Source organism: Wolbachia endosymbiont (group A) of Norellia spinipes, from assembly GCF_964273535.1.
The window spans coordinates 1,679,026-1,698,751 of the sequence record NZ_OZ187006.1; the positions used below are offsets into that span (position 1 = coordinate 1,679,026).

At 34.9% G+C, this 19,726-nt stretch carries 21 protein-coding genes and 1 tRNA gene; 11 read left to right on the forward strand and 11 right to left on the reverse strand.

Annotation, left to right across the window (positions count from 1 at the left end; all coding sequences use genetic code 11):
* Nucleotides 1-48 precede the first annotated feature (48 nt).
* A complete protein-coding gene (locus ACFZP3_RS08065) occupies nucleotides 49-1,812 on the reverse strand; it encodes a ribonuclease E/G (protein ID WP_386086883.1) in 1,764 nt (587 codons plus the stop codon).
* A 149-nt stretch (nucleotides 1,813-1,961) separates the two neighbouring features.
* Here ACFZP3_RS08065 and rpmG point away from each other — a divergent pair, with 149 nt between their 5' ends.
* Nucleotides 1,962-2,162, forward strand: a complete 201-nt coding sequence (gene rpmG / locus ACFZP3_RS08070) for a 50S ribosomal protein L33 (protein WP_064124823.1) — start codon at nucleotides 1,962-1,964, stop codon at nucleotides 2,160-2,162.
* Nucleotides 2,163-2,187: 25 nt separating this feature from the next.
* Nucleotides 2,188-2,463, forward strand: a complete 276-nt coding sequence (locus tag ACFZP3_RS08075; protein WP_386086882.1) for a helix-turn-helix domain-containing protein — start codon at nucleotides 2,188-2,190, stop codon at nucleotides 2,461-2,463.
* A 74-nt stretch (nucleotides 2,464-2,537) separates the two neighbouring features.
* On the opposite strand, the gene ACFZP3_RS08080 is transcribed toward ACFZP3_RS08075, so the two are convergent.
* Nucleotides 2,538-3,419 carry a zinc ABC transporter substrate-binding protein gene (locus ACFZP3_RS08080; RefSeq protein WP_253309609.1) on the reverse strand — a complete coding sequence of 294 codons (882 nt, stop codon included), beginning with the start codon at nucleotides 3,417-3,419 and terminating at the stop codon, nucleotides 2,538-2,540.
* On the opposite strand from ACFZP3_RS08080, the gene ACFZP3_RS08085 reads away from it, so the two are divergent.
* Nucleotides 3,411-4,151, forward strand: a complete 741-nt coding sequence (locus ACFZP3_RS08085; RefSeq protein ID WP_386086881.1) for a metal ABC transporter ATP-binding protein — start codon at nucleotides 3,411-3,413, stop codon at nucleotides 4,149-4,151. The two genes, ACFZP3_RS08080 and ACFZP3_RS08085, sit on opposite strands and share 9 nt — an antisense overlap.
* Nucleotides 4,148-5,584, forward strand: coding sequence for a 2-polyprenylphenol 6-hydroxylase (ubiB, locus tag ACFZP3_RS08090; RefSeq protein ID WP_253309721.1), 1,437 nt, complete (start codon nucleotides 4,148-4,150; stop codon nucleotides 5,582-5,584). The genes ACFZP3_RS08085 and ubiB overlap by 4 nt, the downstream gene beginning before the upstream one ends.
* A 159-nt stretch (nucleotides 5,585-5,743) precedes the next feature.
* Here the strand turns inward: ubiB and ACFZP3_RS08095 are convergent, their stop codons facing one another.
* Nucleotides 5,744-6,136: a TraR/DksA family transcriptional regulator gene (locus tag ACFZP3_RS08095; protein ID WP_253302608.1), complete on the reverse strand. Its 393-nt coding sequence runs from the start codon at nucleotides 6,134-6,136 to the stop codon at nucleotides 5,744-5,746.
* 107 nt (nucleotides 6,137-6,243) lie between these two features.
* Between ACFZP3_RS08095 and ACFZP3_RS08100 the strand changes: the two genes are divergently transcribed.
* Nucleotides 6,244-6,891: a heme exporter protein CcmB gene (locus tag ACFZP3_RS08100; RefSeq protein WP_253309720.1), complete on the forward strand. Its 648-nt coding sequence runs from the start codon at nucleotides 6,244-6,246 to the stop codon at nucleotides 6,889-6,891.
* Nucleotides 6,892-7,710: 819 nt separating this feature from the next.
* Nucleotides 7,711-7,998 (forward strand): hypothetical protein, encoded by a 288-nt coding sequence (locus ACFZP3_RS08105; RefSeq protein ID WP_264687830.1) that lies wholly within the window; start codon nucleotides 7,711-7,713, stop codon nucleotides 7,996-7,998.
* A gap of 7 nt (nucleotides 7,999-8,005) precedes the next feature.
* On the opposite strand, the gene ACFZP3_RS08110 is transcribed toward ACFZP3_RS08105, so the two are convergent.
* The 5 genes from ACFZP3_RS08110 to ACFZP3_RS08130 all read right to left on the reverse strand — a co-directional run bounded on the left by ACFZP3_RS08110 (nucleotide 8,006) and on the right by ACFZP3_RS08130 (nucleotide 11,325).
* The gene (locus ACFZP3_RS08110) at nucleotides 8,006-8,572 is read right to left on the reverse strand and encodes a hypothetical protein (protein WP_265016699.1); all 567 of its coding nucleotides are present in this window, start codon (nucleotides 8,570-8,572) and stop codon (nucleotides 8,006-8,008) included.
* A gap of 18 nt (nucleotides 8,573-8,590) precedes the next feature.
* A tRNA-Gln gene (locus ACFZP3_RS08115) sits at nucleotides 8,591-8,665 on the reverse strand.
* Complete coding sequence (cutA, locus tag ACFZP3_RS08120; RefSeq protein WP_253309717.1) at nucleotides 8,656-8,991, reverse strand: divalent-cation tolerance protein CutA; 336 nt, start codon at nucleotides 8,989-8,991, stop codon at nucleotides 8,656-8,658. The genes ACFZP3_RS08115 and cutA overlap by 10 nt, the downstream gene beginning before the upstream one ends.
* Nucleotides 8,992-9,033: 42 nt before the next feature.
* Entirely contained in the window at nucleotides 9,034-9,177 is a 144-nt protein-coding gene (locus tag ACFZP3_RS08125) for a hypothetical protein (protein WP_265045170.1), read from the reverse strand.
* A gap of 501 nt (nucleotides 9,178-9,678) precedes the next feature.
* Nucleotides 9,679-11,325, reverse strand: a complete 1,647-nt coding sequence (locus ACFZP3_RS08130) for a hypothetical protein (RefSeq protein ID WP_386086880.1) — start codon at nucleotides 11,323-11,325, stop codon at nucleotides 9,679-9,681.
* A gap of 156 nt (nucleotides 11,326-11,481) precedes the next feature.
* Between ACFZP3_RS08130 and ACFZP3_RS08135 the strand changes: the two genes are divergently transcribed.
* The 5 genes from ACFZP3_RS08135 to terL all read left to right on the forward strand — a co-directional run bounded on the left by ACFZP3_RS08135 (nucleotide 11,482) and on the right by terL (nucleotide 16,895).
* Nucleotides 11,482-11,697 (forward strand): hypothetical protein, encoded by a 216-nt coding sequence (locus ACFZP3_RS08135; protein WP_264687826.1) that lies wholly within the window; start codon nucleotides 11,482-11,484, stop codon nucleotides 11,695-11,697.
* An 82-nt stretch (nucleotides 11,698-11,779) separates the two neighbouring features.
* Nucleotides 11,780-12,814 (forward strand): FtsH protease activity modulator HflK, encoded by a 1,035-nt coding sequence (gene hflK, locus ACFZP3_RS08140; protein WP_264687825.1) that lies wholly within the window; start codon nucleotides 11,780-11,782, stop codon nucleotides 12,812-12,814.
* Nucleotides 12,815-12,816: 2 nt separating this feature from the next.
* Entirely contained in the window at nucleotides 12,817-13,689 is an 873-nt protein-coding gene (gene hflC, locus ACFZP3_RS08145) for a protease modulator HflC (RefSeq protein WP_386086879.1), read from the forward strand.
* 3 nt (nucleotides 13,690-13,692) lie between these two features.
* Nucleotides 13,693-15,177: a DegQ family serine endoprotease gene (locus tag ACFZP3_RS08150; RefSeq protein ID WP_386086878.1), complete on the forward strand. Its 1,485-nt coding sequence runs from the start codon at nucleotides 13,693-13,695 to the stop codon at nucleotides 15,175-15,177.
* A 176-nt stretch (nucleotides 15,178-15,353) separates the two neighbouring features.
* Nucleotides 15,354-16,895: a phage terminase large subunit gene (gene terL, locus ACFZP3_RS08155; protein ID WP_386086877.1), complete on the forward strand. Its 1,542-nt coding sequence runs from the start codon at nucleotides 15,354-15,356 to the stop codon at nucleotides 16,893-16,895.
* Nucleotides 16,896-16,905: 10 nt separating this feature from the next.
* Here terL and ACFZP3_RS08160 read toward each other — a convergent pair whose 3' ends face one another.
* From ACFZP3_RS08160 to ACFZP3_RS08170, 3 genes are read right to left on the reverse strand one after another with little or no spacing between them, the layout of a single operon-like run.
* The gene (locus tag ACFZP3_RS08160) at nucleotides 16,906-17,796 is read right to left on the reverse strand and encodes a hypothetical protein (RefSeq protein ID WP_386086876.1); all 891 of its coding nucleotides are present in this window, start codon (nucleotides 17,794-17,796) and stop codon (nucleotides 16,906-16,908) included.
* A 60-nt stretch (nucleotides 17,797-17,856) separates the two neighbouring features.
* Nucleotides 17,857-19,269, reverse strand: coding sequence for a hypothetical protein (locus ACFZP3_RS08165; protein ID WP_386086875.1), 1,413 nt, complete (start codon nucleotides 19,267-19,269; stop codon nucleotides 17,857-17,859).
* 34 nt (nucleotides 19,270-19,303) lie between these two features.
* On the reverse strand, nucleotides 19,304-19,501 hold the full coding sequence (locus ACFZP3_RS08170; RefSeq protein WP_253309710.1) for a hypothetical protein: 198 nt from the start codon (nucleotides 19,499-19,501) through the stop codon (nucleotides 19,304-19,306).
* Nucleotides 19,502-19,726 lie beyond the last annotated feature (225 nt).

Consider the following 19,726-nt stretch of genomic DNA (forward strand, 5'->3'; position numbering starts at 1 on the left):
ATATAAGTATAGGACTTATTAATTACAAGCCCAATTTAGGGTTTCTAATTAGTTATTAGAACTTAAAAAGCGCGAAAGCCATTTAGTCAGCCAAAAATTGCCTCGTAGTTTATTTGAATTATCAACTTCTTCATTGCTGCTATCCTCAATTTGGTATCCAGAGTTCTGTAATGGCTTATAACCATTTGAATTAACATCATCTCCTTGTTTTAAAACAAATGTATTTACATCTAAACTGTTATCAATACTAATGTTCAATGTAATATTAAACTCTTTTTCGATTGTAGAAACTGTATTCCTTTTATTATTAAAAATATGCGCTATAACCGCACTATGCGCTACTAAATCAAAAGACTTATTTTGGTTCCTATGAGCAATGTGTTGTAAATCCCTTAGTATCGATGCAACAATTACTTCGTTCGATTTTACTCTTCCAATACCCTTGCAGTGTAAACACTCTGTAGTATTAATTTCTTGTATGTTTGGTTTAATTCTTTGTCTTGAAAATACCATTAAACCAAAGTCATTTATGTAGCTAAATTGAACTTTAGCTTTATCGTCTTTAAACGCTTGCTTTATAGCAGACTCAACAGCTCTGCAATACTGATATTTCAACATGTCAATAAAATCGACTACTATTAATCCTGATAGGCTCCTAAGATTCACCTGTCTTGATATTTCAGGTACTGCTTCCATATTGGTTCTATAAGCTGTTTCTTCTATGCTATCTTCTCCTGTCATCTTTCCTGAATTTACGTCTATTGAAACAAACGCCTCAGTTAAAGTTATTACCAAAGACCCACCAGATGGCAACTCTACCCTATTGCTATATAACTCAGAAATTTGATCTTCGATTCCATAGTAAGTAAAGATTGGGATAGAACCTCTATACAATCTGTAACGCAACTTACTACCTTTTAATGCATTTTTAGTATATTGTCTCACTGCTTCAAAAGCTTCCTTCCCAGATACTATGACTTCTATACCATCGCTACAAAAATCACGAACAGATCTCATAATTACATCTGCTTCGTTGTAAATTAATGATGGAGCATTTACAGAGAAGGCATTTTTTTGAATGCTCTGCCATAATGAGGATAAGTAATTGTAATCCTGCTCAATTTCTTTCTTATCTTTTCCTGAACCAACAGTTCTTACTATTAAACCTGATCTTTTTGGCAAGTTTATTGAACTCAGTATATCCTTTAACTGCTTTCTGATATTAGCATCTTCAATTCTGCGAGACACTCCACCTTTACTCATGGAATTTGGCATGAAAACACAGTATCTACCCACTAAAGTTATGTATGTTGTAAATGAAGCTCCTTTATTGCCTCGTTCCTCTTTAGTTAGCTGGACCAATACTTTTTGATTTACTGAAATAACATCTTGTAATTTGTATTTTTTATATAAAGGTACCTCTCTTACAAAACCACTACCTAACTCGTTGACATTCTTACTAGCTGCAGAATCTGAAGAAACATTTGCTGAAGCTTCTTCTGTACAATCGTCATTTGAGTAGCCCTCAAAGATAATTTCCTTTTCTTTTTCTGGAATATTGAAGTAATCTAGAGATATCTCGGAAAAAGATAAAAAACCTTGCTTGTTTTTTCCATATTCAATAAATACGGCTTGCAAAGAAGGCTCTATACGCTTTACATAAGCAACGTATATATTACCTCTTAATTGTTTTTTTTCCTTGAATTCTTGTTCAAATTCTACAACCTTATTATTAACTGATAAGGCAACTCTTACCTCATTAGAACAGGCAGAATTTTCTATCAATAATAACCTTTTGCCACTATTTGCCACTTATTTACCGTTTGCTTTTCATTCTGAAGTTAACTTCATGCTACTTAATGCACTGTTGATTGTCAAGAATTTTACGATCTGCATTATTCGGTTGACTTTTAGTGTTTTGCGTAATAAACTCGCATAGAATTTATTATATCATTATAAGTATGGCGAAAAAAAATGCTTCTTTGCTCGTTAAGTTAGTCAGCACTGCAATCAAGATAACAAAAACTGGTGAAGAAAAATCAACTGGCTATTTTTATGTAAAAAAGCGTAATCCAAAAAAGCTCACCAGAAAACTGGAGTTTAGGAAGTATGACCCAGTAGTCAGAAGGCACGTATTATTTAAAGAAGAAAAATTAAAGTAGTTTTTTTATAAGGAATTTTATTATTATGCAAAATTTACAATTAAGTTATCCTATAATAATAGAGGTGGGGGATGTAAAAGATACAAAACTGAAATTAATAAAGGTCATTGCACAATTAATAAGTAAGAGGTACAAAACACAGAAAAAAGCAGCAAGCGCTCTAAAGATTGATCAACCTAAAGTATCTCAAATCAATAGGTCAAAAATCGAAGGGTTTTCCTTAGAATACTTGCTTAACTTATTGATTGCATTGGACCAAGACATAAACGTAAGAATAAAGCATAATTCTAAACCTGTATAATATGTAAAGGACAAATGGTGATTTAAATGCAGAACAATAAAACAGTAAGTCAGAGGCATTTTAAAAAGAACTTGTTACTCAACAAAACAAGATTTGAAATTTTGTGCAATGCTATTGATTATAGCTAGATATGCATCTTTTCCAGGCTCTATGTCTGATCCAATAGGATCAAGAACTACCATTTTTGCGTCATTAGAAAGAGCATTAGGCTTTATGCTATCTTCTTGTGAATGAGCAAATATACATTTAACGTTTTCTTCCTTCATTATCTTTTTTAGCTTCATTAAACTCTTCATACCTATGTACGAATCCTCTTCTATAGAAAGAATGGCGCTTGGGTGATTTAAACCAAAATATTTTTCAAAATATTGATAAGCATCGTGAGTGACGATGTATTTTTGATTTTTAAAATCATTCAGTTCTTTCACGATTTCTTTTACTTCTTGGTCTATTTTTTTTATGGCTTTTGTTGCATTAGAGTTGTATCGATGGAAATTTTCTTTATCTATGTTAGACAATGTTGCACTTATAAAAAGTACCATGCTCTTTGCATTTTCGGGACTCAGCCAAATGTGTAGGTCTTTTTCATCTTGAGTATTGGTAATTTTTCTAGAAAATGAATGTGGCCGAGCAGGAAGTAGGTTGATTACCTTTGACAATTGCACTAGTTCTTTATTATTTTTGGCGAAAGTTTGAACAAACGTCTCTAAGTTATCGTCAGTGTAAAATATGACATCACTTGATTCCAAATTACTCGCATCAGACGGCTTTAATATATAATTATGCGCAGATGTTGCATAGCCAAGCAATTCCGGTTCTAAAATTCCTTCTGTCACAGAAGCTACAAGTGAGTGGATAGGTTTGATTGTAGCTACAACTTTTAAATTGGATGAAAAGGCAATATTATAGTATAGTGTAAATGAAAGTAATAGAAAAAAAGGCAGTAAATGTCTCATATAAACGTTGAGAAGAAGTTAAATTTTGCCAAAAAGTTAAATAATGTCAATAATCGTGTTCTAAAAATAGAAAATCTTGCTCTCACATATGATGGTAAAAGAATCCTTGACAATATCAATATGTTCATGGAAAGAGGAGACGTAATTACAATACTTGGTCCAAATGGTGGAGGTAAAACCTCTTTAGTGAAAGCAATTGCTGGCATAAATAAAAGCTGTACCGGTAGTATCGTATTTGCTGACAACATAAAAATTGGCTATATGCCGCAAAATTTTAGTATTAGTAATTTGATGCCAATAACAGTTGAATATTTCCTTTTAAATAGCTCCTTGAAAAGACTAAAGAAAAATCAATCCATTATTACAGAAGCGATAGAGTTGGTTAGTATCGGTAACATTTTGAAGAATCAAGTGTTAGAAATTTCTGCAGGGCAAACACAATTATTGCTGCTTGCACGTTGTTTAATTGCAGAACCTGACTTGATCATTCTAGATGAACCAGTCAGTGCAATGGATATTAACGCGCGGGCTAAATTTTATGATATTATAAATAAAATAGCAAAAAAACGATTGGTATCGATTCTTATGACTTCTCATGATCTTAACTCTGCTCTACCATCCTCAGATTACGTAATTTGTATAAATAATACTATCTATTGCCAAGGCAAGCCTGATGAGATTATGAAAAATAGAACCCTAAATGAAATATTTAGCAGTTACGCAGCAAAATGATTCAAAATATTTTGCGTCTTCTGCACATAACTACAGTGCTGACACGTTACAATATATTACCTTATTTACTTCCACCATCAAAGAAATCAATAAATAAAATACAAGGCCATAAGCTAAAGTGTGCTCTTGAAAAATTAGGTCCGGTGTTCATTAAGTTTGGGCAGTCTATCTCATCACGTACTGATGTTTTAAATGAGGATATAACAAATAACTTGTTATTGATATGTGATAGATTGCCATCATTTTCACATAAAATAGCAGTTAAAACTATAGAAAGTGAGTTTAATTGTAAATTGAGCGACATTTTTTCAAGCTTTTCTGAAAAGCCAATTGCAGCAGCATCGATTTCTCAGGTGCATAGAGCGGTTACAACTGAGGGTAAGGAAGTTGCTGTGAAGGTTTTAAGGCCAAATATTGAGAAAACATTCTCAAGGGATATAAAAATGCTTTCTTGGCTTGCAGAAATTGCAGAAAAATTTAGCGAACAATCAAAAAGGCTGAGGCCAATTGAATTAGTCAAAACTTTTGCTGAAATTTGCCGATTAGAGTTAGATCTACGTTTTGAAGCTGCTCACTCTTCAGAACTAAAGGAAAACACAAAAAATGACAGAGGTTTTTATGTACCTGAAATAGATTGGAATAGAACTGCAAAAAAGGTTTTAACATTAGAATGGATAGAAGCAACACCAATATACGAAGTTGAAAAACTGAATAATCGTAAGCAAATAGCTATCAATCTTATAGAATCGTTTTGTAGTCAGGTATACAGGGATTGTTTTTTTCATGCTGATATGCATCCTGGAAATCTAATGGTTGATAGTAATAACAATATTATTGCCCTGGATTGTGGAATCATGGGTAGAATAGATCGTGAGACATGCTATTACGTTATAGAGATACTCAAAGGTTTTTTAAATCGGGATTATGACCACGTTGCAAAAATGCACTTTAAAGCTGGTTACGTTTCATCACAGCATAGAAATTTTGTCACAGCTTGCAGGGCAATAGGTGAACCCATTATTGGGCAGCCTATACAGAAGATTTCATTTGCTAGTTTACTTGCTCAGCTATTAAAAATAACTGGTGATTTTGATATGAAAGTTCAAACACAATTGTTATTGCTGCAGAAAACTATGATTTTACTGGAAGGGACATGTAGAAAGATCTACCCAGAAATCAATATGTGGAAAGTAGTTGAAGCGTGGATAAGCAGTCAACATGAAAGTAAAATAGGGTATAGGGAAAAAATTAGAAATTCTTATCCTGTAAAAACAATCCAAGGGATATTTAGCCTTATAGAAAAATTAAACCTAATAGCTGATAAAAAATTAGAAAACATCCAAGTTAAAAATAAATCAAATGGAAAAGTCTATTTTTTACTGTGGTTTGTAATTATAATTCTAATCGTTAAATTTTTAGGGAGTGTTAAATAAACTGTGTCAAACCCAATTTTTAATTCAACTTAATTTTTAATCTGCAAGAGTCGAGTTGAGAATGTCCAATTTTCCACTTTCTTTATAGCATAACATACTTCAGTCCTGATCCGCCTCTTGCTCCTCTTGAAGCCCAATGGCTCACCACTTATGTGTAAATTAATCGTTAATGTTGTACACGTTCTTTTCTTTTTCTACTCTCTCTTGCTCTTCAATACAATATATAGCAAGCGGATTAGCTTTAAGTCTTTCGACTCCTATTTCTTCTCCTGTTCCATCGCAGTAACCATAAGTGCCTAATTTTATTTTTTCTAACGCCTCCTTAATCTTTTCTTTTCTATCTTTTCGGCGCTTGATTAATTCCTCATTTCCACTATCTCCATCAGAATAGTATGTATCAATACTATTATCTTCTAGTTCTTGTTTCTCCAACTCAGCGAGTATTGATTGTAACTTTAAGCTGAAGTATTCCAGTTGTTTTACGCTCATATATTCTTCATCTTCTGAAGGAGTATAATCCTCTGGTGACTTTATTTTCGGTAACTTTTCCATAATTGCATTATCAAAAAAATAATAAAACCTATATAACTTATGAACAAAAAATTATACTACCCTCAAAGTAAACACTATAATTTATAATAAACATTTAAAAGCCTAGTATGATCGACTTAGTAAAAAAATTAGTAATAGATGGTAAGAACCTTACCTATATAGTATGTATTTTTATTATAATGTTAAGTTTATCTTCATTTACACTTGAAAACAACAATAAACAAGAAGTTATGTTAACATTAACATGGATATGTGCTACATTTGTTTTGCAGATCTCTACAAATAATTTGTTTACATCTGATTATCATGATGGAATATTAGAGCAAATCTTTGTACAGCCACTCTCTTCTAGGCTTATAGTTGCTTATAAAATTTTCGCTCACTGGTTATTATTTGGGCTACCGATTTCAGTGGTTTCTTCCATATTCAGCTTTGCAGTTCTAGGCAATAGTATTGAACACTCAATAGCAGTTGGAGTGTCTTTATTATTTAATACGCTGATAATCATTAATATTTCAGCTACTGGAAATGCATTGATGATTGGTCGAAACAACTTAGCATCAGGAGTATCGCAAATTCTTGTTTTGCCAATGATAATGCCAACCTTTGTGTATTTTAAAATGCTAACTCAATTTGAAAATTTGTCCTTGAATATTTATACACTACTAATCACCATGTTAATTTTTGTCGTTTTGATTGTTAACAGCACTATAACTACTCACATGGCACTAAAATTTGCTGTGGAACAGGATTGAAAAATCTTACTGTTATTCAGTAGGTATCCGTTTAGCAGAGTGGCAAAATAGGTAGACAAGATAAACCAAAAAATCAAGAAAAAGTGAGTTTACAACAAATGGTGTCATGCAAGTAGCTGACAACATAGAAACGAAAAAACTTACTTGACAAACTCCGCCAGCCCCTTATTATGAAACTGAAGCTATTTATTTATCTTCTCTGTACAGATTAAATGACAAAAAAACTCAACGTATTTGGCGTCTCATGTTTAATTTTTTGCACTATGTGCACTCTATGTCTTTATCAAATTTCTAGGTTTTTACCTATACAAGCTGAAATACGCTTATAAAGCATTTAAAACATCAAAAAACGCCAACTTAAAAAATGGATAGTGAATAACTAGCTACCCTAGGGTTTCTTTTGCCTTTTTTTCTGTTTAGTAAATTTCTTAAACATTTATGACTAAAGGTTAGTTGCATTAAAAAGCAGCTAAATCGCGGTTATTAAGCGTTTAGAATAAAAAAACGCCATACTTGAAAGTATAATGTAAGTAATTAGCCAATCACGGGGCTTCTTTTGCCTTTTTTTTTATTTGGTAAATTTCTTAAATTTTATAGCTAATCAGTACTGGGATGACAAGAAAGGAGCACTGCTATTATAGAGTGAAATGAGATCCCAGTGTCAGCTACTCGGATGACATTATAGGGGCTACTGGGATGACATTATAGAGAGGCACTGGGATGACACCCTGACAATCGTCATCCCGCTACTTGTAGCGGGATCTGCTGTGGCGACATAAACTCAAATCATTTCAAATTTCAATCCAAAGAGGTATCATTATGTCAAACAACTTCAATTTTAAAGAATTTTTTAACCACTATGAAACAAATAGTACGTCAGATGATATACAAAGGTATTATTTGCTGTGGAAATCAGTAATAGCGCAGGCAATGACTGATGCAGCAAGTCACTGTAAAAAAACAGAAAGCTTGGTAGAGAAACGTAAGGCGATTTCTTGGTTATCGGACTTTAGTCAAGATTTTGCACACACATGTATATTGGCTGATTGTGATCCGGTATACGTAAAAAACAAAATACAGCCAATCTTAAAAAGCCTTACTAGATAAAGCCTTTTTAATGAGGTTTACTCCTTTTACCGAAAAAAATATCATTCAATCTCCTATCTATAGTTGCCTCTATATCTTTGATTAATAGCTGCTTTATTATGTTTACTTTCCGCTTTGCATCTTGAGCGTGATGCTCACTGTTATTGCTGTAATTATTCTTATCACTATAACTACTGCCACTTGGTTTACTACTGTTACTGAACTCACTACCCTTTTTTCTTCTTGTGCTGAGTATCTGCACTATCTTTTCCTTTAAAAAAGACTTCCAGCCTGTGCTAAGGAACAACTTATAGAGAAAATGCGGAGTAAGGAATGCTACTAATATTCGAATAGAAATTCCGTAACCGAGGTCTTCCCTATTTTCATAATACCACTTGCAATATTGAAATAAATGGTAAAACGCATTTTTGAAAGAGCCAAATTCTACAGCATACCAAAAACCATTGCTGAGAAACATGAGCACAATGCTGGATGTGTAAAGATACATTGTGAAGAGAAACAGTTTCACAATTATATCTTTTAGACTACCTAATATATAATTCAATAATCTTAATTTATAGAAAAGTGATATCATTTCACACCCACTTCAATATGGCTGGGGTGGAAGGATTCGAACCTTCGCGTGACGGTATCAAAAACCGCTGCCTTACCACTTGGCTACACCCCAATACTACTTACATCAATAACACTATTAGCCCAATTAGTAAAAGATTTATTTGCTTTTTCTATGGACATCACAGCAATAGCTGGCTGATCATAAGAATGCATTGCTTCGATTTTTTCTACAATTTTATCAACTTGATCATTTTTGCTCTTCATAATTGCTACTACTTCACAACTATTACTAATTTTACCTTCCCATAAATACAGAGAATTCACTTCAGGAAATATATTTACACATACAATTAATTTCTCGTTTAACAATTCCTCAGAAACAGTTTTAGCCTCCTTCAAACTTGAAAAAGTTGTATAAATCAAAACTAAATTATTCATTAGAATCTACGTAAATGCATTTCTACTATACTCCACTTAGGTTTATTCATCAAGAGAAAATAGATTAGATTTTTCTGTCATTCCAGCACTCTCTTCTGTCATTCCAGTGCCTCCTTCCCCTGTCATCCGAGTGCTCTCTTCTGTCATTCCAGTGCTTCCTTCCCATGTCATCCCAGTGCGTGACACTGGGATCTAGGAATTTTGATTGAGCACTAAGTTGGTAAACATGAAAGTGGCTAACATTTTTTAAAACACAGCGTTTTCGATGGGATTGCGTGAAATGGCTAGATCCCAGTGTCACGCACTGGGATGACAAGAGAGGGCGCTGGGATGACAAGAGGGGGTATTGGGATGACAAAAAAAGGAGGCTACTGGGATGGCAAGAAAGGAGCAGCAGGATGACGCCTCACCATGTCATTCCAGCGCTTGACGCTGGAATCCAGCCTTTTCATAATCATCAAAATGTTGTATTTTAACATAAAACGGCTACTTTTATGCTTCCCAACTTAACAAAATTCCTGGATCCAAGTAGTCAAGGCACTGGGATGACACCTTCCCTAGTGGAGAAATCACAATGTTCATACGTTTGTGCGCATAACGCTGGGATTTTTCTATAGTTTAAAAACAAAAAAAGGATGTTACTCATTGAGTAACATCCTTTGGAGAAAGTGAGTGGTTTTGTTTATGCTACTTACCAGATGTAACTCCTGGCTGATGTGGTTCAATGTAAACTTCAGACTTACACGTAGAAGGCTGTTCCACCATTTTGCCCAGATAACCTGTTTTTTTCAGTTCTGCACGAGCTTTACTTAAGTCTTCTAGAGAAGGACTTTTTGGCGTAGAAGAACCAGAACCCATTCTACTATCAGTAGAAGAGCTTCTTGATACCTTTGGTGGAGTAACTGGAATAGGCTGCTTACCAGAAAGTCTTCCTCCTGCTGTTGCAGTTTTACCAGTATTTTCAATGGGAATAGGAGTATCAACGTAAAAAGTGCTCTTTCCTACTTGTCTAGACAACGTGTCTGATTCAGAAAGAACTTGATATTTAACATTAGTAGTTTCTTCTGGTGCTTTTTTACCCCCCAACCATAATGGCACTTTAAATGGAGCAGTTGTTTTCACTTCTTTATGCTTCGCAGGATTGAACAATTCCGCTTCGCTGCTAATAGTACTGTCAGTCCTTACAGAATCTAGTGAACTCATTGAACTGCTTTCTGATAAACTGCTAGTTGATTGTGTAGAGTCTTTTCTTCCTAGTGAAGACAATGATGACGATATAGACCTAGTTAAACTTTTGAAAGAAGGCCTGTTAGCTCTTTTCTCAGCTTTGTTGAACATATTGCTTACGCTTGAATACAAATGACTTTCTTTACATTCTTTAATAACCTCCTTAATCTCATCATAATGGTCAGAGAAAACACTGTCGATGAAATACCTATACTTAGGCAATGACCTTTTTGTTAACAAGCTATACAAACTTTTTTCATTTAAATTATGAATGAATTCTTTCTGTACTTGCCACTTAGGAGTATACTCTTTCCATCCTAATTTTGCTTCCTCTGCCATTTTTAAATCAATTTTTGACGATATTCCAGAAAGTATATTTTTTACTAACCCAGAATTATTTCCTTTGTCAGCAAAAATTGCCTTGAGATCCCCTTTTATTTCTTGAATTTTCTTCTTTTGTGATGAATCAGGAACAAGCTCATCATTTATTCTGTCTGAATAATTCTCGCTACCAGCCGCATTATATAACTTATTTGCCGCTGCCTCAGTCACACGACTTGCTCCTTTCTTTACTTTTTCACCTACGAAGCTAACACCTCTTTCTAGTGAAGCTGCCGAATATTCATAACCCTCTTTTACCTTGTTTTTGGAATATACAGCACCATCTCTAATTTTTCCGCCAATATACTTCGCCCCATCAACTGTCTTTTCTGCAGCATATTTGAAGCCTTCTTTTATTTGTGCTCTATATTTCCACATTGCATAAGAAGCACCAACCAAAACAATAGCTCCTACTACTGCTCCAATTACAATTCCAGCTATTGGTACAGCAGCTGTTCCTGCAGCGACTGTAGCTGTTCCTGTAGTTGAAAAAGCAGAAGCAATTGCTGACCAGTTGGTTGCAACAAGATAAGATATGAAGCCAATTGCTCCCAACCTAAAAATACCACGGTCCAATCGACCCTGCTTTTGTAATGATTTTATTTCTTTCCCCAATGATTCTATTTTTTGTTTTAATAAATCCTCTGAAGAAGGCGTAGAATTATTTTGTTGTTGAAGTTGTTGTATTTCAACAACATTTGAATTTGTTTCATTATTAGGTAACATTTTAAACCTCACTATTAATTAAATATATTCATATTGTACACCCTCGATTCTTAAGTTAGTGTTAATTTGGCTGTTAATGTTCATTTGTCTTTGAATAATTCTGCTTGACGTGTTTTTTGGAAGCGTAGAAAATTAGGTCAAGAAGCCGGAGTATTTATGAGGTGCATAAAAAGAGCACTCATCTTTTTGGCTGTTATAACTTTAATAATAATAGCTTTACTATTTAGGTATAATTCCCATTTTCACGAAGACGTAGTGCACTTAAAGAGTGACAACAAAGAATTCAAAAAAAAGCCAGAAAATTCTATAGAGTCGACCATACTACATAGAGAAAAGGAAGTGTACGATCATGTTTTCCATCCTGATGATTAATTTGTAAATAAAATAGCAATTTATGTTTGCATTTTCTTATTAAAGAAGTAATATTAGCGTATTAATTATAGAATCAATCATTATGTTTGATGAGAATAATCCTTGGAATCTGGGAAAGAAACCGGTAGGGAACAAAACTCCTAATAATGAAGATATTTTAAGTAAAGCTGTATCTGATGTAAGGTTCTTTCTTAATGGATTAACCAGAAACAGGGGCAAAAAACCTTATTTCATCATTTTCATTATTTTACTGTTCTATGCTTGCACTGGCTTTTATATTGTCCATCCTAGTGAGGAAAGTATAGAACTTACCTTTGGTAAATATTCTAATACAGAAACACCTGGTTTGCGTTATCACTTTCCCTACCCTATTGGCAAGGTTTTTAAAGTGAATGTTAAGGAAGTAAATCGTGAAGAAATTGGGGTAAGTAATTCTTATGGGCGAGACACAGATCGCGGTGAAGGTGTGATGCTAACTGGAGATGAAAATATAGTCAACGTTAACTTCGAGGTTCAGTGGCGCGTTAGAGATGCTAAGGACTATTTATTCAAAGTGCGGGATTACAAACCCGGTTTCAGTGTTAAAAATGCTGCTGAAAGTGCCATGAGAGAAATAATAGGTAAAAACACGATCTCTTTTGCACTTGGTCAAGGCAGACCAGAAATTTCTAGAGATACTAGAATTCTATTGCAGCAGATTCTTGATGGATACCAAATGGGCATAGAGATTTTATCTGTTCAAATGAAAAAAATTGATCCACCAGAAAAAGTAATCAGTTCGTTTAGAGATGTACAAAGTGCTCGTGCAGACAAAGAGCGTACTATAAACGAAGCATACGCTTATAATAATGATATTATACCTCGAGCAAAGGGTGAAGCGATAAAGATAAAATTAGATGCAGAGGCATATGAGAATGAAGTAATAAATGAAGCAAAAGGTAATGCAAATCGCTTTTTATCTCTTTATGAGGAATATAGACAGAATCCTTCTCTCGTTAAGAATCGTATTTATCTTGAAACTATGGAAAATATTTTCAGTAAGGTAGACAAAGTTGTTGTAACTGATGATCTGAAAGGTATGTTTTCTTATTTACCTCTTACAAATTTAGGGAAATAACCATGAGTAGTAATATTAAAATTGTTTTTGTTTCTGTATTTGTTGTTTTATTGATTGTTTTATTTAATTCAATATTTGTTGTGCAAGAAACAAAGCAAGCGATAGTTATACAACTCGGTAAAGTTGTAAGAGATGTTATGGAAAGTGGCTTATATTTTAAGTTACCATTCATAAACAGTGTAGAGTTTCTTGATAAAAGAGTTTTAGATTTAAGTCCTGATAAGATCCCAAGGGAAGTGATAACAGCGGATCAAAAACGTATTATAGTAGATGCGTATGCAAAATATAAAATAACAAATCCTGTTACTTTTTACCAGGCTGTGAGGAATGAATCAGGGCTGGTTAGAAGATTGTATCCGGTTATAGAAGCACACATAAGAGAAAATATAGGCAGATTTTCGTTGATTAGTTTGTTGAACGAAAAAAGATCAGAGGTTATGCAATTGATTCAGCGTGGAGTTTATTCTGAAGCTGAAAAATTTGGCATAGAAATAATAGACGTAAGAATTAAGAGAGCAGATTTACCAGAAGAAAATAGTTCTGCAATATTTCGCCGTATGCAAACTGAAAGGGAAAAAGAAGCAAAAGAAATTAGAGCAGAAGGAGAGCAAGCTGGGCAGGAAGTTAGATCAAAAGCTGATAAATTAAAAAGGGAAATTATCTCCAGTGCAGTAAAAGAATCATATGAAATAAGGGGCCGTGGTTATGCTGAAGCAACTAGAATTTATAATGAGGCATTTAAGGTTGATGAAGAGTTTTTTAACTTTTATCGCTCTATGAGCGCTTACAGTAAATCATTTGCCGAAAATAATACTAAATTTGTACTTTCACCAAACAATAACTTTTTAGATATTTTAAACAAAGGATGGAAATAATTTATGAAAAGTAAGGCATTTATTTTATCTATATTTGCATATTTTCTAATTGCGTTTTCTTCATACGCTAATATGTTTGATTGGAATGCAAAAAAGGTCGTTGATGCTAGCACTACTGCATGTAACTGTAATCAAGGACTTGCCGATTTAGTGGAAGAACTCATTCCTGCGGTTGTAAATATTTCAAGCGAACAAATAATCAAACAAGAAAGTAACAATAGAACTAAAATCCCTTTTATGCCAAGAAATAATTTCTTTGATGATTTTAGAGAATTTTTTGAGCATTTTGATCAGTTTTTTATGGATAGGGGCCCTAGTGTTAACAGAGAGGTGGTGCTGCTTGGTTCTGGGTTTATTATAGATAAAGGTGGAAGTATAGTAACCAATTATCACGTTATTAAAAATGCCCAAGATATCACAGTTACTATGAACGATAATACTTATTTCAAAGCAGAAGTTTTAGGCTATGATGCAAGAACTGATCTTGCTGTGCTTAAGGTTCATTCTAATAAAGATCTTCCTTTTGTTGCATTTAGTAATTCTGATACAGCAAGGGTTGGCGATACAGTGATTGCAATAGGTAACCCATTTGGTTTGGGTAGCTCTGTAAGCACAGGAATTATATCTGCAAGGTCCAGAGACATTAGTATCGGCACTATGAATGAATTTATTCAAACTGATGCTGCAATTAATAGAGGCAACTCTGGAGGGCCATTATTTGATTTAAATGGAAAAGTTATAGGCATTAACACCGCTATCTATTCCCCATCTGAGTCTGGCGGTAACGTGGGTATAGGCTTTGCTATACCATCTAATTTAGCTATGTCAATTATTGACACATTAAAAAGTGGCAAAAAAATAAAACATGGTTGGCTTGGTGTGCAAGTTCAGCCTATAACGAAAGAATTTGCTGAGTCTTTGGGTTTAAAAGATACAAAAGGTGCACTGGTTGCAAGTATAGTAAAGGATAGCCCTGCAGAAAAAGGTGGAATTAAGGTGGGTGACATATTATTAGAATTTGATGATAAAAAAATTGATAGAATGACACAACTGCCTCAAATGGTTTCAAGAACTGAACCTGGAAAAAAAGTACAAATTAAGTTACTTAGAAAGGGCAAAGAGGTCAATATTAAGGTTGTGATTGAAGAATCTGCAAATGATGGTCAAGGTAATAATCAAGAAGAAAATAAATCAACATCCGATTACATAACTGGTTTAACTGTTTCAAACCTGCCAAAAGAATCAAAAGAAAGTAATCCTATAAAAGGTGTGATAGTTATTAATGTAGATAGTAACAGTAATGCCACGCTGCGTGGTATTAAAAAAGGAGACATTATTATCCAATTAGATGGAACCGATATAGAAAATACTAATGATTTTCAAAAACAAGTTGATTCAGCAGTAAAGAAAAACGGTAAAGATTCAATAATGTTGCTCATTTACCGCAATGGAAATCAGTTTTTTACTTCAATAAAGTTAAAGAAATAGCACTTTTCGTAGGTTATTTACTAAATTCACAAAGCAGTAGCGTTTGCCATTATAGCTACTTCAATCTTATCAAATAAATCAAATCTACATTAGATTTATTGCATAACCATATATAAAAACCAAAGGATGTCATTCCAGTGTCAGCTACTTGTAAGAACATTTACTAAAATATACACATGAACAAAATCAACTTCCTAAAATTCATTGAACTGTGCTTTCAAACGGTGGTGCCGGGATGTGAGTATAATGATTATCAGTACATAAAAGTCATAGAAGACAGGCTGAAAGCAGCGAATGCTGGCGAAGTAAGGCGCATAATATTCAATATGCCTCCGCGTTCAATGAAGTCCATGTGCATAAGCGTTGCGTGGCCCGCATGGATACTGGGAAATCAGCCAACCGCAAGAATAATAGTTGCAAGTTATTCTCGGCTGCTCAGCGAAAAGCACTCGCTTGACACCAGGTGCGTAATGCAATCGGATTGGTATAAAGAGCTGTTTCCAGAGGTAAAATTATCCAAAGACCAGAACACTAAATATAAATTCCAAACAGTGCAGAGAGGATACAGAATCGCAACATCAGTTGGAGGGACGTTAACAGGTGAAGGTGGTGATCTTATTATTGTGGATGATCCGCTTAACCCTGCTCAAGCTTTGAGTGAAACGTTTAGAAAGCGTGTTACAAACTGGTTCGATCAGACTTTAGTAACGAGACTCAACGATAGAAAAAAAGGAGTAATTGTGCTTGTGATGCATAGGCTCCACCTGGAAGACTTAACTGGGCACCTCTTATCCAAGCCAAAAAACATATGGCATCACATTTGTTTGCCAATGATTTCTGAAAATAAGGAGGTTATTTATTCAATTAATAACCATACTGGTGTCATTCCAATCCCCCCTCCTGTCATCCCAGTGCCCAGACACTGGGATCCAGAAAATTCAACCGCAAAAGACTGGATTCCAGCATCAAGTGCTGGAATGACACTACCTGCAAGAGTATTATACTCAAGAGAAGAGAATGAGTTATTATATCCCCTGGAGGGAGGAAGAGAAGAAGTTGAGATGATAAAAGTTGAACTCGGGAGTTACGCTTTTGCTGCTCAATATCAACAAAACCCCCTGCCGCTTTCAAGCGGTATAATTAAACAAGAGTGGCTAAAGCGCTATAAAAATTTCCCTGATAATCTCTCACATGTAACACAAAGCTGGGACACTGCAGTTTCAACAAACGATTCCAGCGACTTTAGCGTCTGCACCACCTGGGCAAAAATAGATAATAAATTCTATTTACTTGATGTATATCGAGCAAAGCTTGAGTATCCAAAGCTTAAAGAGCAAGTTCTGTCACTAGCTGCAAGATGGGCACCACATGCAATTTTGATCGAAGCAAAAACAAGTGGTCAGCAATTAACACAAGAGCTAAAGGCAAATAGCGATCTACCGATTATTGAAATAGTGCCACACAATGACAAACTCACTCGATTTTATCAAATTGTTCCGACTATAGAGTCTGGCAGGATTTTTCTGCCGCATCAAGCAGTATGGCTCAGCGATTTCGAGTACGAAATTTTAATGTTCCCAGAAGCCCGTTATGATGATCAGGTGGACAGTACGGTACAATATTTACAATGGATGAGAAAAATTAACACCAGTGCTTTCAGGGTCAGGGACTTTGGCCCCAACCCTAATAAAACGCTTAGATGGTTAAGGTATATCTAAAAACCTAAATTTATTTCCCCAAAGCTTCTGACATATGCTTTACCTGTTGCGGATGTTTAAGCTCTGAAGAGACACTTCCCTTATGTGGCACAGCAGGAGAAGCCGATCCAATAGAACAAAAGCCACTATCTCTATTAACTTTTTCAGAACTAAGGTTATCAGATGACGGTAATTGTGCGTTTACACATCGCATTAAGTTCTTTTCTGGACTCTCGAAAGATTTTGTTATCTCGCATTTCCCCGAAGGAGTATGCGTCAAATATAAATGCTGCTCCTCCCCAGGGGAGAAAGAGTTGGAGTCTAGCTTCTTCTGCAGCTCAGGAGAAAGAAATGGGCGTAGTTCCTTCCTCTCGTCACTAGTAAGAGGTTTTAGTCCACCTGACGCACCTTCATGCGTAGGAGAAGTCACCCCTGAGGGTGGATTACTTTTTGCTTTTATTCTAGTTGGGAATGAAAAAAATGGCTTAGACACAGATGATTTTTCAGTTACATGATACACAAGATCACTTTTACTTGAACACATCGTATCACGCTCTACGCTACGTCGCTTAAAAGGTGATAACTTTGCTAGTATCGGCATTCCTTTTTTACAGAACAAACCACCCCCATGTTTCTTCGGAGATTCACTCTCTTGTGACTGTGCTTCAGAACACTCATCACTACTTTCTCGATCACTTTTATCAGTAACTTGCTGTTTTTCAGGTTCCACACTAAAAATGCTCTCCTTACCTTTAACACTTGGAGAATCTGCAAAAACCCCAAGACTTGAGGACATTGAATCATTCCTTGTCGTAAGAAAAGAAGTCGATGATAGCAACCACCAAGTACTATTCCCTATTGACGTGCTTTCATTAGCACCTTTCCATGATAAACCACTAAATCCTGGTTCAGTAAATTGCATTGACGATATCCATTTATTTTCGGACGTGCCTTGTGATAAACAAGGGTTCGTTTGCTGAGTCTAAGCACTAGTCCCTGCTGATCCACTTTCAGCAGCACCTACCTCAGCAGCGCCTACATTATGCGGCAGCACCCCTCGCCTTGGAAAACACGACTGTGGCTCCTTTATCTCTTCAAAGGATGATCTTGGATAGCTACTTGAAGAATGTGCAACAGAATCCTTAGGTTTCGGAGGTGAATTACTATCATAACCACTGTCTGTATCTTTTTTCCTTTGGTTGGGCGGTGTTCTTAGTCCACTCGGTCCTGCATGTATAGGAGAATTTACTGTTGAGGAGAATCGACTCGAGCCACGTCTCTTAAAATTTTCAGGATCCACTGCAAATTCAAAACGTCCGTTTCTTTCACTATATGCAATTGGAGACTCCATAATTTCAGGAAGTAACTGAGCAATTCTTTCATTAGAGATAGCATAAATTGGGTTTTCAGAATTAGTAATATCTGGATCTGCAGTCTTGCCTCTGATATCACTTATAAGATTTTGATATTTTATATTAATTTTGTACACATCCTTATGCTTTAAAAATTCAAGCTGACCACTATATCTTTCTGTTAAAGGTACAAGGACAAAATCATTACCATTCTCTATTTTCTTTTTGTCTGTAAAAATATCATAATCATAAGCGTTAATTGATTTCCCTATCAATTTAAAAATAAAATCGCCAAGAACATCTTTAAAATTTTCGACTTTAGAATCTTCTATTCCTGGAGTTCTAAAATCAAATGCTACTTCCTTTTTAACATATTTTGTTACACTCTTGATTACCTTATCGCTAACGTTTTTGACGTATAACATATGATCTTTATATTCGTAAAAGTCCGAGCTCTTCAGGCCACAGTTTTCTAACCTTGAGTTAAATTCTTTAATATATGCCTGCTTAAAAAATTCAAAAGTCTCTAAATCATATTCCCTCTCAAGGTATTCATCGCTAAAAGCTATACAGTACAAATAAGGCTTACCTATTGCTCCTGTTTTAACAGTTCCTTCCATCCATTCATATGCTTCTTCCTTAGTTATCCCTACTTCTTTTTGTAGACATGCAACCACTTTCGCTCCCACAGCCCTCTCAAACTCATTAGCAAAATGAACCTTCAAGTTACGAATCACTTCATTATTTGTAGAGCCTGCAAGCTTCACTTTCACTATGCCATTACCTAAATCCTCTTTATCAGGATTAGCACCTAGAACAAATGGGAAACAGTTTAAGTTATAATATCTACTTGCTACCTCAGTTCCACCAAGATAGTGCCGCTTTATTATCTCCTCTCCTATTCCTCGCAGATATTCTTTTGTATCAGTATTACTAGCAAATAAACCAACAATCTTTTTACCTTCTACAGTAAAATTAGTATTGATCTTATTACAAGCATAATTATTTAAATTAAACGCTTTAACCAGCTCTTTTATATCCATAACTACCTCTATTAAAAATTGTTAAGAAACAACACTACTTGCTTTTGCCTTTATCTTTACTACTACCGGCACTAGTAGCACTGCTACTACCCAGTTGTGTGTTAGGCTTACTGCTTTCACGTTGCCGCTCGTAGTTTTTATACTTATCAGGACCAATCCATTCTAACCTTTCACTTGGAATCCACGAACCATCAGGTTGAGGTCCTGATTTGCTTTTTTTATCATTTGGCATATTACCCTCCAGTAAAAATATTATGTAACTAATATACTAAAAATAAATTGTAGTGCAAGTACTTTTTTTATATTTTTTAGTATAAATTTTATTCACTCTTTTTTCATAAAACTTAAGTTTTCGAGATTCCGCTAACACGTAGCGGAATGACGAGCTGTCGACATCTATCTATATACCCCTGGATTCCAGTGTCACGCACTGGAATGACAAGTCATTGGCAACCCT

Bases quoted from the DNA above. Each gene is read 5' to 3' on its own strand.
- rpmG (WP_064124823.1), top strand. From the start codon at position 1,962: ATGGCGAAAAAAAATGCTTCTTTGCTCGTTAAGTTAGTCAGCACTGCA.
- ACFZP3_RS08075 (WP_386086882.1), top strand. From the start codon at position 2,188: ATGCAAAATTTACAATTAAGTTATCCTATAATAATAGAGGTGGGGGAT.
- ACFZP3_RS08085 (WP_386086881.1), top strand. From the start codon at position 3,411: ATGTCTCATATAAACGTTGAGAAGAAGTTAAATTTTGCCAAAAAGTTA.
- ACFZP3_RS08080 (WP_253309609.1), bottom strand. From the start codon at position 3,419: ATGAGACATTTACTGCCTTTTTTTCTATTACTTTCATTTACACTATAC.
- ubiB (WP_253309721.1), top strand. From the start codon at position 4,148: ATGATTCAAAATATTTTGCGTCTTCTGCACATAACTACAGTGCTGACA.
- ACFZP3_RS08095 (WP_253302608.1), bottom strand. From the start codon at position 6,136: ATGGAAAAGTTACCGAAAATAAAGTCACCAGAGGATTATACTCCTTCA.
- ACFZP3_RS08100 (WP_253309720.1), top strand. From the start codon at position 6,244: ATGATCGACTTAGTAAAAAAATTAGTAATAGATGGTAAGAACCTTACC.
- ACFZP3_RS08105 (WP_264687830.1), top strand. From the start codon at position 7,711: ATGTCAAACAACTTCAATTTTAAAGAATTTTTTAACCACTATGAAACA.
- ACFZP3_RS08110 (WP_265016699.1), bottom strand. From the start codon at position 8,572: ATGATATCACTTTTCTATAAATTAAGATTATTGAATTATATATTAGGT.
- cutA (WP_253309717.1), bottom strand. From the start codon at position 8,991: ATGAATAATTTAGTTTTGATTTATACAACTTTTTCAAGTTTGAAGGAG.
- ACFZP3_RS08130 (WP_386086880.1), bottom strand. From the start codon at position 11,325: ATGTTACCTAATAATGAAACAAATTCAAATGTTGTTGAAATACAACAA.
- ACFZP3_RS08135 (WP_264687826.1), top strand. From the start codon at position 11,482: ATGAGGTGCATAAAAAGAGCACTCATCTTTTTGGCTGTTATAACTTTA.
- hflK (WP_264687825.1), top strand. From the start codon at position 11,780: ATGTTTGATGAGAATAATCCTTGGAATCTGGGAAAGAAACCGGTAGGG.
- hflC (WP_386086879.1), top strand. From the start codon at position 12,817: ATGAGTAGTAATATTAAAATTGTTTTTGTTTCTGTATTTGTTGTTTTA.
- ACFZP3_RS08150 (WP_386086878.1), top strand. From the start codon at position 13,693: ATGAAAAGTAAGGCATTTATTTTATCTATATTTGCATATTTTCTAATT.
- terL (WP_386086877.1), top strand. From the start codon at position 15,354: ATGAACAAAATCAACTTCCTAAAATTCATTGAACTGTGCTTTCAAACG.
- ACFZP3_RS08160 (WP_386086876.1), bottom strand. From the start codon at position 17,796: ATGCAATTTACTGAACCAGGATTTAGTGGTTTATCATGGAAAGGTGCT.
- ACFZP3_RS08165 (WP_386086875.1), bottom strand. From the start codon at position 19,269: ATGGATATAAAAGAGCTGGTTAAAGCGTTTAATTTAAATAATTATGCT.
- ACFZP3_RS08170 (WP_253309710.1), bottom strand. From the start codon at position 19,501: ATGCCAAATGATAAAAAAAGCAAATCAGGACCTCAACCTGATGGTTCG.